At 67.1% G+C, this 14154-nt stretch carries 9 protein-coding genes; 5 read left to right on the top strand and 4 right to left on the bottom strand.

Translation table 11 applies throughout. The annotated features are described in order from the left end of the window. Nucleotides 1-136: 136 nt before the first annotated feature. Both AC1DJ5_RS10870 and AC1DJ5_RS10875 read left to right on the top strand, forming a co-directional pair. Nucleotides 137-1546: an amino acid permease gene (locus tag AC1DJ5_RS10870; RefSeq protein ID WP_477020595.1), complete on the top strand. Its 1410-nt coding sequence runs from the start codon at nucleotides 137-139 to the stop codon at nucleotides 1544-1546. Next, nucleotides 1547-1900, top strand: a complete 354-nt coding sequence (locus AC1DJ5_RS10875; protein WP_477020596.1) for an Hpt domain-containing protein — start codon at nucleotides 1547-1549, stop codon at nucleotides 1898-1900. 32 nt (nucleotides 1901-1932) lie between these two features. Here AC1DJ5_RS10875 and AC1DJ5_RS10880 read toward each other — a convergent pair whose 3' ends face one another. Together AC1DJ5_RS10880 and AC1DJ5_RS10885 are read right to left on the bottom strand one after the other, a co-directional pair. Next, complete coding sequence (locus tag AC1DJ5_RS10880) at nucleotides 1933-2265, bottom strand: chorismate mutase (RefSeq protein WP_477020597.1); 333 nt, start codon at nucleotides 2263-2265, stop codon at nucleotides 1933-1935. A 4-nt stretch (nucleotides 2266-2269) separates the two neighbouring features. Next, nucleotides 2270-3097: a ferredoxin--NADP reductase gene (locus tag AC1DJ5_RS10885; RefSeq protein ID WP_477020598.1), complete on the bottom strand. Its 828-nt coding sequence runs from the start codon at nucleotides 3095-3097 to the stop codon at nucleotides 2270-2272. A 70-nt stretch (nucleotides 3098-3167) separates the two neighbouring features. Between AC1DJ5_RS10885 and AC1DJ5_RS10890 the strand changes: the two genes are divergently transcribed. Both AC1DJ5_RS10890 and AC1DJ5_RS10895 read left to right on the top strand, forming a co-directional pair. Then, complete coding sequence (locus AC1DJ5_RS10890; RefSeq protein WP_477020599.1) at nucleotides 3168-5486, top strand: S9 family peptidase; 2319 nt, start codon at nucleotides 3168-3170, stop codon at nucleotides 5484-5486. 239 nt (nucleotides 5487-5725) lie between these two features. Further along, entirely contained in the window at nucleotides 5726-7042 is a 1317-nt protein-coding gene (locus tag AC1DJ5_RS10895; protein WP_477020636.1) for an amidase, read from the top strand. A gap of 356 nt (nucleotides 7043-7398) precedes the next feature. Here the strand turns inward: AC1DJ5_RS10895 and AC1DJ5_RS10900 are convergent, their stop codons facing one another. Together AC1DJ5_RS10900 and AC1DJ5_RS10905 are read right to left on the bottom strand one after the other, a co-directional pair. Next, the gene (locus AC1DJ5_RS10900) at nucleotides 7399-8850 is read right to left on the bottom strand and encodes an amidohydrolase (RefSeq protein WP_477020600.1); all 1452 of its coding nucleotides are present in this window, start codon (nucleotides 8848-8850) and stop codon (nucleotides 7399-7401) included. A gap of 85 nt (nucleotides 8851-8935) precedes the next feature. Further along, nucleotides 8936-12028, bottom strand: coding sequence for a TonB-dependent receptor domain-containing protein (locus AC1DJ5_RS10905; protein ID WP_477020601.1), 3093 nt, complete (start codon nucleotides 12026-12028; stop codon nucleotides 8936-8938). Nucleotides 12029-12387: 359 nt separating this feature from the next. Between AC1DJ5_RS10905 and ggt the strand changes: the two genes are divergently transcribed. Beyond that, nucleotides 12388-14127, top strand: a complete 1740-nt coding sequence (gene ggt, locus AC1DJ5_RS10910) for a gamma-glutamyltransferase (RefSeq protein ID WP_441455527.1) — start codon at nucleotides 12388-12390, stop codon at nucleotides 14125-14127. The last annotated feature ends 27 nt before the right edge of the window (nucleotides 14128-14154 follow it).

The raw sequence follows: 14154 nt of genomic DNA on the forward strand, positions 1-14154 counted from the left end.
CCGAAGGGCCGTCCTATTACTCAGGATGCCGGGGGGGCGCAAGGGCTGATCGCGGCATTTTATAAAGTTTGTGACGCGCGCTAAGGTCGCGGTCGGAATCAGCCGCCGACAGACGCGGCCTTGGGGAAATCTACATATGGCGTTCTGGAACCGTCGGCGGTCGATCGATGCGATGCTAGCCCCGCACACAGGCCCTGCGCTGAAGAAGACGCTGAGTTGGCCGCACCTGATGGCGCTGGGCGTCGGCGCCATCGTCGGCACCGGCATCCTGACCCTGATCGGCGTCGGCGCCGGTCTGGCGGGGCCGGCGGTTCTGATCAGCTTCGCCCTTGCCGGCCTGGTTTGCGCCTGCGCGGCCCTGGCCTACGCCGAGCTATCCACGGTCATGCCCGCCTCGGGCAGCGCCTACACCTATTCCTACGCCGTGCTGGGCGAGGCCTTCGCCTGGGTCGTGGGGTGGAGCCTGATCCTCGAGTATTCGCTGGTCGTCTCGGCGGTGGCCGTGGGCTGGTCGGGTTACGCCATTCCCTTCCTGCACGGTCTGGGTCTGGACCTGCCGCTGGCCCTGACGGTCGGCCCGCACGTCGAGGGCGGTCTGATCAACCTGCCGGCGGTCTTCATCATCGCCGTGGTGACCGGCCTGCTGCTGCTGGGCACGCGCGAGAGCGCGACGCTGAACGTCGTGCTGGTGGTGGTCAAGATTTCGGCCCTGGTCGCCTTTGTGGCCATCGCCCTGCCGCGCTTTGACGCCGCCAACTTCACGCCCTTCATGCCGCACGGCTTCGGCGCGCCCTTCGTTCAGACAGGGGTGATGGCGGCGGCGGCCATCATCTTCTTCGCCTTCTACGGTTTTGACGCCATCGCCACGGCGGCCGAAGAGACCAAGAAGCCCGAGCGCGACCTGGCTATCGGCATCATCGGCTCCATGGTGATCTGCACCATCCTCTATATCGTCGTCGCGGCGGCGGCCATCGGCGCGGCGCCGGTGGCTTCCTTCTCAGACAGCCCCGAACCTCTGGCCCTGATCATGCGCGGCCTGGGCCAGGGCGTGGCGGCCCAGTGGATCGCGGCGGCCGCAGTGGTCGCCCTGCCGACCGTCCTGCTGGCCTTCCTGTTCGGCCAGAGCCGCATCTTCCTGGGCATGGCCCGCGACGGCCTGCTGCCTAACCGGCTGGCGAAGATCTCGACGCGCGGCGTGCCCGCCGTGGTCACCATCTTCACCGCCATCGTCGTCGCCATCCTGGCGGGCATCATGCGGCTGGACGAACTGGCGTCGCTGGCCAATGCCGGCACCCTGATGGCCTTCTTCGCCGTCGGGGTCAGCCTGATTGTCCTGCGTCTGCGCGAGCCGGGCCGCCGGCGTCCGTTCAAGACGCCCCTGTGGTGGCTGGTGGGCGGCATCGCCATCGTCGGCTGCATCATCTTCTTCTTCAGCCTGAAGACCTCGACCCAGCTCTATTTCCTGCTGTGGAACCTGTTCGGTCTGGCCATCTACCTGCTGTGGTCGTCGAAGAACGCGCGTCTGGCCAAGAGCCCGGAGGCCTGATTGGCGCGGCGTGATCTGACGGGGGCGGTGGATTTCACCGTCCTCGAGACCATGACCGGCGGCATGGACGACATCACCGAGGAGGTGCTGGGCCTGTTCGCCCAGCAGGCCGCCCTGTGGTCGTCCCTGCTGGACGCCTCGTCAGAGGGCTGGCGCGATGCCGTCCACACCATACGCGGGGCGAGCGCCGGCATCGGCGCGCGCGATCTGGCAGCGCTCTGCGCCGAGGTCGAGCACGGGGAGCAGGCGTCGGCCCCGGCGGGTCTGGAGCGGGTCAGGACGGCGCTCGACGCGGCCCTGACCGACGTCGCCGCCTATCGCCACGAACTGATGCTGAGAAGCCTGAAGGGGTGAGATTTTCCTTCTCCCGCAAGGGGAGAAGGGATTTACCCCCGCGTCTGGTCGTATTTGACGAACTCGTGGGCGATGCAGCGGTCGATCAGTAGGCGCCAGACCGGCTCGGCGATGTCCGCCGACAGGCCGGCGGGCTTGGCGGCAGCCAGCACCTTGGCCACCACGTCGTCGATGCGGGCCTGGTCGAAGACGGCGTCGCGGTTCGGCTTGATGCGGGCGGCGGCGTCCATGTAGCGCTGGCGTTCGGCCAGCAGGGTCACCAGCGCCCGGTCCAGGGCGTCGACGCCCTGACGCACATCGACCATGGTCTGGCAATCCTCGGGCGCCTTGCGCTCGTCGATGGATACGGCGGCGGGAGAAGTCATCAGGTCAGCCGACAAAGGCGCGCTCCAGAACATAGTCGCCGGGTTCGGCGTTCGAGCCTTCTTTCAGGCCGTAGGATTCCAGCAGTTCGCCGGTCTCCTTGATCATCGCCATCGAGCCGCACAGCATGACGCGGTCGCTGTTGGGCGAGAAGCCGATGGGCAGTTGCAGGTCGGCGAAGACGTCGCCCGATTTGATGCGGTCGGTGATCCGGCCATGGGTCTCGAACCGCTCGCGGGTCACCGTCGGATAATAGGTCAACTGGGCCTTGGCCTCGTCGCCGATCAGCGGGTCCTCGTGAATCTCGTGGGTGAAGAAGTCGCGGTAGGCCAGGTCGGCGACATTGCGCACCGTGTGGCAGACGATGACCTGTTTGAAGCGCGAATAGGTGTCGGGGTCACGCGCCACCGACAGCCAGGGGGCCAGGCCGGTGCCCGTGCCGATCAGCCACAGACGCTCGCCGCCGGTCAGGGCGTCCAGCACCAATGTGCCGGTCGGCTTCTTGCCCATCAGGACGCTATCGCCCGGCTGGATCTTCTGCAGGCGCGAGGTCAGGGGGCCATCGGCGACCTTGATCGAGAAGAACTCCAGCTCTTCGGCCCAGAAGGGGCTGGCGATGGAGTAGGCGCGCAGGACAGGCTTTGCCCCCGGTCCTTCTTCGGCTTCGCCCGGCAGGCCGATCATGACGAATTCGCCCGAGCGGAAACGGAAATCCTCGGGTCGTTTCAGGGCGAAGCTGAACAACTGGTCGGTCCAGTGGCGGACCCACAGGACTTCCAGATTGTGGAAAGGGCTGGCCTTGACGGGAGGCGCGGCGAGGGGAGCGTCGGTCATGGCGCCTAACTAGGCGGTCGGAGCGGTTTGCGAAAGGCTCGCGGGCGTCGCAGGGGCGCGAGAATTACAGATGACGACAGAAGATTCCGCCTCTAGCTTCGCCGCTATGCGCACATTACTTCTCGCCTCGACGATCCTGATGGCCGCGACTTCGGCCTTCGCCCAATCCGCACCGCAGCCGGCAGCCCCGCTCGCCGCGACCGCGCCGGCGTCCTCGATTCTGACGGTCGAGCGGGTCTTCGCCAATCCGTCCCTGTCCGGGCCGGTGGCGCGCGGCGTCAGCCTGTCGCCGGACGGCGAACTGGTCGCCTTCCTGCGTTCGCGGCCCGACGACGTGGACGTGCTGGACCTGTGGGCCGCGCCGGTCGCCGGCGGCGAGCCGTTCAAACTGATCGACGCTCGCGCCCTGGTCCCTGACGCAGGCGAGCTGTCCGAGGCCGAGAAGGCGCGGCGCGAGCGGATGCGGATTTCGCAGCGCGGCGTGGTTGAATATTCGTGGGACGAGCAGGGCCGCTACATCCTGGCCCCGCTGGAAGGCGACGTCTTCCTGGCCAACCGCGCCGACGGCAGCGTGCGTCGCCTGACCCAGACGGCGGCGGATGAGATCGACGCCAAGGTCTCGCCCAAGGGCGCCTATGTCAGCTTCGTGCGCGATCAGGATCTGGTCATCCTCAACCTGGCCTCGGGCGCCGAGCAGGCGATCACGACGGACGGCGACGGCCTGATCACCTGGGCCACGGCCGAGTTCATCGCCCAGGAAGAACTGGACCGCGACACCGGCTACTGGTGGAGCCCGGACGAGCGTTTCATCGCCCTGCAACGCACCGACGAGACGCAGGTGGATATCATTCCGCGCCTGGACATCACCGGCGGCGGCGCCTCGGTGACGCAGCAGCGCTATCCCCGCGCGGGCCGTCCCAACGCCGTGGTCGAGCTGTATGTTCAGGACGTGCAGGCGGGCCGTCGGGTCAAGGTCGACCTGGGCGCCAACGCCGACGTCTATCTGGCGCGCGTCGACTGGGCCAAGGACGGGCGGACCCTGTTCGTCCAGCGCCTGTCGCGCGACCAGAAGACCCTGGACCTGCTGAGCGTCGATCCCGTGACCGGCGTCAGCCGCGTCATCGCCAGCCAGCGCTCGGACGCCTGGGTGCCGCTGAGCCACGACTTCAAGGCGCTGAAGAACGGCGACTTTATCTGGTCGTCGGAAGAGAGCGGCTGGAAACACCTTTATGTCTACAACAAGGACGGCCGTCGTCTGCGCGCGATCACGCGCGGCGACTATCCGGTCAAGGCGCTGGAAGGCGTCAACGAGGCGACGGGCGAGGTCTTCTTCACCGCCTCCATGCGCGACGGGAAGGAATATCCCATCGAGCAGCAACTGTTCCGCGCCAGCCTGAAGCGGCCGGTCGCGCCGGTCGAGATCACCCCGCGCGGCGGCTGGTGGAGCGCCTCGGTCAACGGCACCGGCACGGCCTATGTCGGCAATTACACTGACGTGAACACGCCGCCGCAGTCGGCCCTCTATGGGATCGACGGCAAGCGCGTGCGCTGGATCGAGGAGAACAAACTCCAGCCCGGCCATCCCTTCTGGCCCTATGCCCAGCGCCAGCAGAAGCCGACCTTCGGCACGCTGCAAAGCCACGGCCAGAGCCTGATGTGGCAGATGACGACGCCGCCGGACTTTGATCCGTCCAAGACCTATCCGGTCGTCATGCAGGTTTACGGCGGCCCCTCGGCCGGCGGGGTGAAGAACGGCTGGCAGGGCGCGACCAACCAGCTTCTGACCGAGGCGGGATACATCATCTTCCGCCTGGACAACCGTGGCGAGGGCGACCGTTCGGCCGCCTTCAAACAGGCCCTCTATCTGAAGATGGGCCAGCCCGAGATCGAGGATCAGGTCATCGCCGCCGACTATTTGCGGTCGCTGCCCTACGTCGACGACAGCCGCATCGCCATGATGGGCTGGTCCTACGGCGGCTTCATGAGCCTGATGGCCCTGACCGAGCCCAAGATGGGTCTGGCCTCGGCCCTGGCCGGCGCTCCGCCGACGCAATGGGGCCTCTACGACACGGCCTATACCGAGCGCTACATGTCAACGCCGCAGGCCAATGTGGAAGGCTATGCCGCGTCCGACGTTCTGGGCCGCCTCGACCATCTGACCGGACGTCTGCTGCTGCTGCACGGCATGGCCGACGACAACGTCATCTTCGAAAACACCACGCGGGTGCTGAACGCGCTGCAGGAAAAGAGCATCCCCTTCGAGACCATGCTCTATCCGGGTCAGCGTCACGGCGTGCGCGGCAACGAAAGGCAGCTTCACCTGTGGCGCACCTATCTGGACTTCCTCGACCGCACGATTGGCACGCGGGCGCCCGCAAAGGCGGACTGATCGTCGCCGCCGTCAGCGCCCTGGCGCTGACGGCCTGCGCCACGCCGAACGGCGACGGCACCTGGACCCTCGAGGGCGACAACGGAGGCCGGATATTCCAGCCTCCGACCGCTGCTGCGGTCGTTGACGGCCTCTACCCCTCGCATGCCGCCCTGACCGGGGCGATAGAGGTGACGTTGAGCGCCGATCAGACCGTGCCGGGGCCGCCCGCGGCGGTCATTGTCGTCGCGCCGTCGCTGATGGAGGGAAAGGCGCCGCGCCCACGCGGCCCCCTCAGAGGCCTCCCTGTTCTCCTGAAGGACAATATCGAGACCCGCGACATGCCTACCACGGCGGGTTCCCTGGCCCTGGCCGACAACGCGCCGGGCCGCGACGCGCCGCTGGTCGCGCGGCTGCGAGACGCGGGCGCGGTGATCCTGGGCAAGACCAATCTTTCGGAGTGGGCCAACATCCGCTCGTCGCAGTCCATCAGCGGCTGGAGCGCGGTCGGCGGCCAGACGCGCAATCCCCATGACCCGGAGCGGACGCCCTGTGGGTCATCCTCGGGCAGCGCCGTGGCGGTGGCCATCGGCCTGGCCCCGGTCGCCATCGGCACGGAGACGGATGGGTCGATCACCTGTCCGGCGTCGGTCAACGGCGTGGTCGGGTTCAAGCCGACCGTGGGCCTGGTCAGTCGCACCCACGTCATTCCGATCAGCCACTCTCAGGACACTGCCGGCCCCATTGCCAGGACGGTCGAGGACGCGGCTATCGTCCTGACCGTCCTCGCCGGGTCCGACCTCGCCGACCCGGCCACGGTCGAGGCGGATGCTCGCAAGGTCGATTATCGCGCCGCCCTCGACGCCGGCAGCCTGAGCGGCGCGCGGATCGGCGTCATGCGTTTCCTGCTGCCGAACTATTCCGAGGAGACGCGGGCGGAGTTCGACAAGGCGCTGGCCGCCCTGCGCGCCGCCGGGGCCGAAGTCGTCGAGATCGAGCAGGGACCGGCCGACATGCGCGCCATCGGCGGCTGGGAGCTGACGGTCCTGCTGACCGAGTTGAAGCACGATCTGAACGCCTATCTGGCCTCGACCGACCCGATGCAGGTGAAGACCCGGACGCTGGCCGACGTCATCGCCTTCAACGCCGCCGAACCGCGCGAGACGGTGCTGTTCGGGCAGGATCTGTTCGAACGGGCGCAGGCGACCGGCGGCCTGACCGAACCCGCCTATGTCGAGGCGCGGGCGAAGTCGCTGCGGGCGGCGGGGCCGGACGGCATCGACCGGATGATGGCCGAACACCGCGTCGTCGCCCTGATCGCGCCGACGACCTCGCGGGCCTGGACCAACGATCCCAAGGACGATGACGATATGAAGGGCTCGGCCAGTCGGCTGGCGGCGGTGGCGGGCTATCCGCACCTGACGGTGCCGATGGGCTTGGACCGGGGCATGCCGGTGGGTCTCAGCTTCCTCGGCGGCCAGTGGGACGACGCCCGCATCCTGTCGCTGGGCTACGCCTATGAGCAAGTCACCCATGCGCGCCGGGCGCCGCCGAGGTCAGAGGCTTCGGGCGGCTAGAAAAACAGAGTCCAATTCGTCTGAATCGTCTGAAATCCCCTCTGCAGTGCTGACGGAGGGGCATGATGACGCACGGGCGGAAGGCGGCGGGCAAAAGCGCTTGCGGAAGGGCGCAAGGCCGCGAATTCACTGAGATTGGGGCGCGGCATTAGGATGGCGACCCCAATTCGGAGCGCTCAGCCTGTCTTCTTCTCCCGTCATTCTCGGGCTTGGCCCGAGACTCCATAGACTCGAGGTTTGAGCTCAAGGCGCGCGGGCGGCGAGCCAAGGTTGAGTGTCTGGATCCCCGGGACAAGCCCGGGGATGACGGCAAGAAGGAAATGGCCCTGGGGACGAGCCCGTGGGCCAGGACGGATCTAGTCGCGGTAGTTGAGCGCCGGGGTGCGATCGCCCAGCAGGGCTTCGTATTTGAAGTCGGGACCACGGCGGCGTTCGAACTCGGTTTTGGCCGTAGCGACGGTCTCAGGGCTCTGGAACAGTTCGGCGGTGGTCAGGGCCAGGGTCTTGGCCGCGAGATGCGCGCCCTTCAGGCCGATGGTCGAACCAGCGGCCACTACGTTCTGCCAGCTGTGGCCAGCCGAACCCGGAACGAAGGTGGCGGTGGACAGGCCCACCGTCGGCACGACCCAGCTGACATCCGACACATCGGTCGAGCCGCCGAAGTCGCCGCCGATCACCGCCGGTTCGATCTCGCCGACGCTGGACAGCGCCGGCTTGGACGGCAGGGTCTTCTGGATCTCGGTGGCCAGAGCGATTTCCTCGGGCGTCCAGGTGATGCCGCCGACCGCGCGCAGGTTGCGGTCCATGACCTTCATCAGGGTCTCGTTCGGCAGCATGGAATAGACGCCGCCGATGGCTTCGAACTCGACCCGGGTGCCGGTGCCCATGGCCGCGCCCTCGGCGGCCTTTTTCACACGCTCCAGCACGTCGCGGACGATGGTCGGGTCGGTGTGGCGGACGTAGTAGTAGCTCTCGGCGAAGGCGGGAACGACGTTCGGCGCCTTGCCGCCGTCGGTGATGGCGTAGTGGATGCGGGTGCGGTCAGGGATGTGCTCGCGCATCAGGTTGACCATGGCGTTCATGGCCTCGACCGCGTCCAGGGCCGAGCGGCCGCGATCCGGCGCGGCGGCGGCGTGGGACGAGACGCCGTAGAAGCGGAACTTGCCGCTGACGTTGGCCATGGTGTCGCCCTGGCGGGCGCTGTTGACGTTGCCCGGGTGCCAGTGGACGGCGACGTTGACGTCGTTGAACAGGCCGTCGCGGACCATATAGACCTTGCCCGAGCCGCCTTCTTCGGCGGGCGTGCCATAGACGCGCAGTTCGCCCTTGATGTTGTTGGCGACCATCCAGTCCTTGACTGCGATGGCGGCATGAACCGAGGCGGCGCCGAACAGGTTGTGGCCGCAGCCGTGGCCGGCGTGACCGCCCGCCGATTCCTGCACCGGGTTCATCGTCTGCGACAGGCCGGGCAGGGCGTCATACTCGGCCAGGACGGCGACGACCGGGCCGGCGCCGTTCTTGAAACTGGCGATGAAGGCGGTGGGCTCATGGGCCACGCCGGGCGTGACCGTGAACCCCGCCTGGGTCAGCTGGCCTTGCAGCAGGGCCGTGCTCTGCGTTTCCTGATAGCCCAGCTCTGCGAACTTCCAGATTTCGAGCGCGGCGGTGTCCAGGGCGGCCTGGTTGTGATCGACCGTGGCGGTGATCTGGGCGCGGGCCTGAGGCGACAGTTCGGCGGCGGCGACTGGGGCGGCAAGGCCAGCCAGGGCAGCGGCGACGGCGAGGACGCGCATCGAGACGGATTTCATCGGGAACTCCACAAACAGGCATCAAGATAGAAAGAAGGGCGGAAGACGATCGCTCGCCTTCCGCCCCGATTAGAAGCAAGGACCGTTAGAACGACTTGCGGATGTTGGCGTACCAGTAGCGGCCGTAGGGCTGATAAACGGTGCCCAGGTAGCCGTCGGAGGCCAGCGGCGGGGCTTCGTTGGTCAGGTTGCGGACGCCGAGGCGTACGGCGGTTCCGCCCAGAAGGCCGTCGTTGAACTCATACTCGCCATAGAGGTTGGCCGTGATCTGCGAATCGACGGTCCAGATCTCGCCGACCGAGTTGGTCAGGCCGTCCTGCTTAACGCTGCCGGTATAGGCGGTGTAGGCGCCGACCGTGACGTTCTCGTAGCGCCAGGTGGCCGAGGCCGACCACTTCCATTCGGGCCGGCCGCCGGCGCGGATCAGGTCGCCGGCGCTGCCGCTGAAGGCGACGGCCGCGTCGATGTCGCCCTTGGCCTTGGCGTCCATCAGAGCCTGAACGGCCGGCGACGGCTCCAGATGATATTTCAGCAGGTGCGAGGCGTTCAGGTTGACGCTGAAGTCGCCGATGTTGGTTCCGCGCAGGTTCCACATGACGCCCAGGTCGATGCCTTCGACTTCCTGCGGCTGCAGGTTGTCGTAGAGATCCTTGACGTAGAGGATCTCGCCGGCGGCCTGCATGCCGGTGCCGGCGAAGATGGCGACGTCTTCCGGCGTCGGCGCAGCGCGGACCACGTTCGGGTTGGAGCTGCCCTGCTTACGCAGCAGGTAGTCCAGCGTCAGGGCGTTCTGGCCGCGGAACACGCCGACCATGCCGGTCTGCTTCACGTTCCACCAGTCGATGGTGAAGGTGAAGTTGCCCAGTTGGGCGGGCGTGAAGTCGGGCTGGATCACCGTGCCGAACGACAGGGTTTCCGACTCTTCCGGCTTCAGGTTCGGGTTGCCGGCGCGCTGTTCGGCGACGTTGCGACGGATGCGGGCGGTGTTGACCGAGCTTGCGTCCGAGAAGCCGGGGGTGATGGTGGGGCTGACGCACTTGTTGAGGCCCGTGATCGCGCCGCGACGGGTCAGGGCCTCGCAGTAGGCCCAGTCGGTGCTCGAATTGGAACGGGTCACCACGGTGGCGTTGATCTGTTCCAGGTTCGGGGCGCGGAAGCCCTGAGCCCACGAGCCGCGCAGGCGCAGACCTTCGGCCAGGTCCCAGGCCACGGCGACCTTGGGCTTGGCGATGTCGCCGAAGTCCGAATAGTGCTCGTAGCGGCCGGCGATCTGGGCTTCCAGATTGTGCACGAACGGGATGTTCATCTCCGGCGAGACGATCGGCACAGCCAGCTCGGCGTAGGCCGAATAGACAGTGCGGTCGCCCGTGGTGTCCGGGTTCAACGAGCCGTTGATCAGGTCGCCGTAAACCGCGCCAGAGACGTCCGTGAAGGTGATGGTTCCGTCGATGCGCTGGTCGCGGTCGTCCAGCTGAGTCTCGCGGCGGGCCTCGACCCCGGCAGCCATGCCGAGGTCGCCGCCCGGCAGGGCGAAGAGGTCAGGGCGCGAAACCTTGAAGTCCCAAAGGGCCAGAGTGGTTTCGGTGTAGCGGCGCATCTTGACGCGGATGGCGTCCAGCGCGGCCTTGTTGCTGGGCGTGCCGTCGCCGAAGCTGAGGTTGTTCAGGTCGCCGCCGTTGAACGGATTGTAGGCGTCGGGCGTCGACAGGGCGAGCTGCTTTTGCAGGGCGGTGGTCGAGACGTTGTCGCTGATATCCAGGGCGCTGGCCTCGGAGTAGACCAGGGCGCTTTCCCAGTCCCAACCGGCGAACTCGCCGCGCAGGCCGCCCAGGGCGCGATACTGCTTGTTGGTGACGTTGACCTCGATCGGGCCGAGGTCGTCGAAGCGATAGCCGCTGAGCTGAAGATCCACGCCGCCGGCCGGTGCGGTGATTCCAGGCAGGCGGTTCGGGTTGACCGATCCGTTAGCGAAGGTGATCGGGCCGAACGGGTTGTAATAGCTGGCCTTGGGGATGGTCAGGATGATCGAGGACAGGGTGCTGATGGGCGCCTGCCAGGCCGTGGTTTCAGCCTGGTAATAGCCCAGCTCGCCGAAGGCCTCGATGCTGTCGTTCAGCTTGTACTTGCCGTTCAGGAACACGTTCAGGCGTTCGACCTCGGGCATGACGGTCAGGCCCTGGGCCGCCGAGTCCGAGTAGAGGCGCGCATCGGTGCTCGTGGCGGACTTGAGGCACAGGCCGTTGGCCGCCGGCGCCGAGCAGCCCGTGAAGCTGGACGGCTGCATGGTGAAGGCGGTGACATTGGCGCCGCCGGGAGTCAGTTTCACCGTGCCGCCCGTCGGACGGAACAGGCCCCAGGGCGTCAGCGACGAGCGGCCGTTCAGGGTGGTGTTGTTCTCATAGCCCGTTCCGGCGAACAGCGGGCGCTTGTCCAGCGACGTCGTGTAGTCCTGATCCAGGGTCGAAAGCTCGGTGCGTTGGTCGTAGTTCACGAAGACCGACAGATTACCCCGACCGTCGAAGAAGTCGCGGCCGCCATAGGCGCTGAGATTGGTCTCGCGCATGCCGGTGCCCTCGGCGCCGCCATACTGGGCCGAGACGGTCAGGCCGTTCAGGTCGTCGCGCAGGACGGTGTTGATCACCCCGGCCACGGCGTCGGCGCCGTAGATGGCGGCGGCGCCGTCACGCAGGACTTCCAGACGCTTCAGGCCGGTCACCGGAATGGCGTTGGTGTTGTAGGTCAGGACCGGGACCAGATGCTCGTTGGCCTGGCTGGTCGGGTGGCCGACGACGCGACGGCCGTTCAGCAGCACCAGGGTGTTGCCGATGCCGAGGCCGCGCAGGTTGACCGAGCCGGTGTCGCCGCGCGCCGAGTTCGAGCTGGCGGGCAGGTAGGCGGAGTTGAAGGTGACGTCGCCCATCTGCGGGATCGAACGGATCAGGTCGTCGCCCGAGACGGCGGCCGAGGCCAGAATCTGTTCCTCGCCGACTACGGTCACGGGCAGGGCGGCGGTCACTTTGGCGCCGCGAATCTGCGAGCCGACGACGACAATTTCGTCGACCTGGGTGGCGTCTTGCTGCGGCGCGTCCTGGGCGGCCGCGGCTGTGGCGGCGCCGAACAGCGCCGTGGTGGCCAACATGGCCGTCTTCAAGCTTCGACGAGCGAAGGCTGCACGCATGGTCATTTCATCCCCAGTTATTGATCATCGAGCCCGAAGTCCCCTCGATGCTCGTCCGGCGGCGGCCGGTGTTTGATTTTTGGAAAGGCGATTTCGCGATCCGCCGGTCGTCTCTTGGATTCGACGGCGCCCGGAGATTCCACCCCGTTTAGAACTAGAAACGGACACAATGACCACGTCAACCGTGGCAGAAAAAATATTGCCGTTATTTGAATATTGGACCCAATAATCACCTGAAATCACCCTTGTTGTTGCGGTTTGGGCAATGCTATCGCTCTCGCTTCGATATTTACGGTGGGCGGAGACGGAATCTCGTTTCTGAGCGTCCGCCGGTCGAGTTCAAATATGACGGGGTGGCGATGCGTTCTCATATGACGGTTCTGGCGGTCGCCTCAGCGGCCCTATTGATGGCGATGCCGGTGATGGCGCAGCAGGCGCCGGTTCAGACGCGCCCCGCGGTCGGCAGCGGCGGCGACATCGTCAACTACGGCCAGATCCACAGCCCGACCGTTGGTCGCGGCGGCATGGTGGTGAGCCAGAGCGCCATCGCGACCCAGGTCGGCGTCGATATTCTGAAACAGGGCGGCAACGCCGTGGACGCCGCCGTGGCCGTGGCCTTCGCCGAAGCCGTGGCCTTGCCGCGCGCCGGCAATATCGGCGGCGGCGGCTATATGATCGTGCACATGGCCGCGACGGCGGATCGCCCGGCCCAGGACGTCGCCATCAACTATTACGGCACGGCTCCGCGCGCGACGACGCCGGACCTGCTGCTGGACGACAACGGCAAATTCGACCGGCGCGCGCCCTCGGGCTTCCGCAATGTCGCCGTGCCCGGCACCGTCGCGGGCATGTGGGAGGCGCACAAACGCTTCGGCGCCCTGACCTGGGCCCAGGTCGTGGCCCCTGCGGTCAAGCTGGCCCAGGACGGCGTGATCCTGTCGGACGGCGAGGCCGACGCCACCGCAGGCCGCGCGACCGTTCTGGCGACCGACGCCGGCGCGCGCGAAGCCTATCTGAAGGCGGACGGCACGCCTTATCGCGCGGGCGACCTGTTCAAGCAGCCGCAGTTGGCCTGGAGCCTGCGCCAGGTGCAGCAGGGCGGAGCCGACGCCTTCTATCGTGGGGAACTGGCCAAGAAGATCGTCGCCGGCGTCCGCGCCGGCGGCGGGATTATGGACGAGAAGGATCTTGCCGATTACCGCGCCGATGTCTCGGCGCCGATCTGGTCGACCTATCGCGACCATCGCATCGCCTACATGCCGCCGACCGCCTCGGGCGTCAGCGTCGCGGAGGGGCTGAACCTGCTGGAGCATTTCCCCATGCGCGACCTGCGCTGGGGCAGCGTCGACAGCCTGCACCTGATCTCGGAAGCGATGAAGATCGTCTCGTCGGACCGTCGCCTGATCGGCGGCGCGCCGCAGTGGACGACGCCGGCGCGCGGCCTGGCCAGCAAGGAATTCGCCGCCGAGCGGGTCAAGCTGATCGCGATGGACCGTTCGCTGGACGCCGCCGATATCCCCGAAGGCAACCCCTATCCGTATGAGAGCCAGGACACGACCCACTATTCGGTGGCCGACGCCCACGGCAATGCGGTGGCGAACACCTACACCCTGTCCAACTCCTACGGCGCGCACGTCGCGGCGCCGGGGACGGGGGTGCTGCTGAACAACTCGCTCGACAACTTCTCGTGGGGCACGCGGGGCGAGCCGAACTCGCCGGCGCCGGGCAAGCGTCTGGGCTCGACCATCACGCCGATGATCGTCTTCGACGACGAGAAGCCCTGGCTGGTCACCGGCACGCCGGGCGGCGGCTATATCATCGCCACCATGGTGCAACTGATCGTCAACGTCATCGACCACCAGTTGAACATCGCCGAGGCCGCCATGCGTCCGCGCCTCAATCAGGCCGGCGGCGACAGCCCGCTGGAACTGGAGGGCGGCTTCTCGCCCGACGTTGAACGCCTGCTGACGGCGCGCGGCCACACGGTCCGCCCGTCCATGACAATGGGCAGCACCCAGTCCATCATGATCGAAGGCGACCGATTCCTCGGCGCCGCCGACACGCGTCGGCCCGACGCCCTGGCGCTCGGCGTCCAGTAAGCGTTTCAGTCTCAGTCATCCGCGGGG

The sequence above is a fragment of the Brevundimonas sp. 01N35 genome (assembly GCF_056399785.1).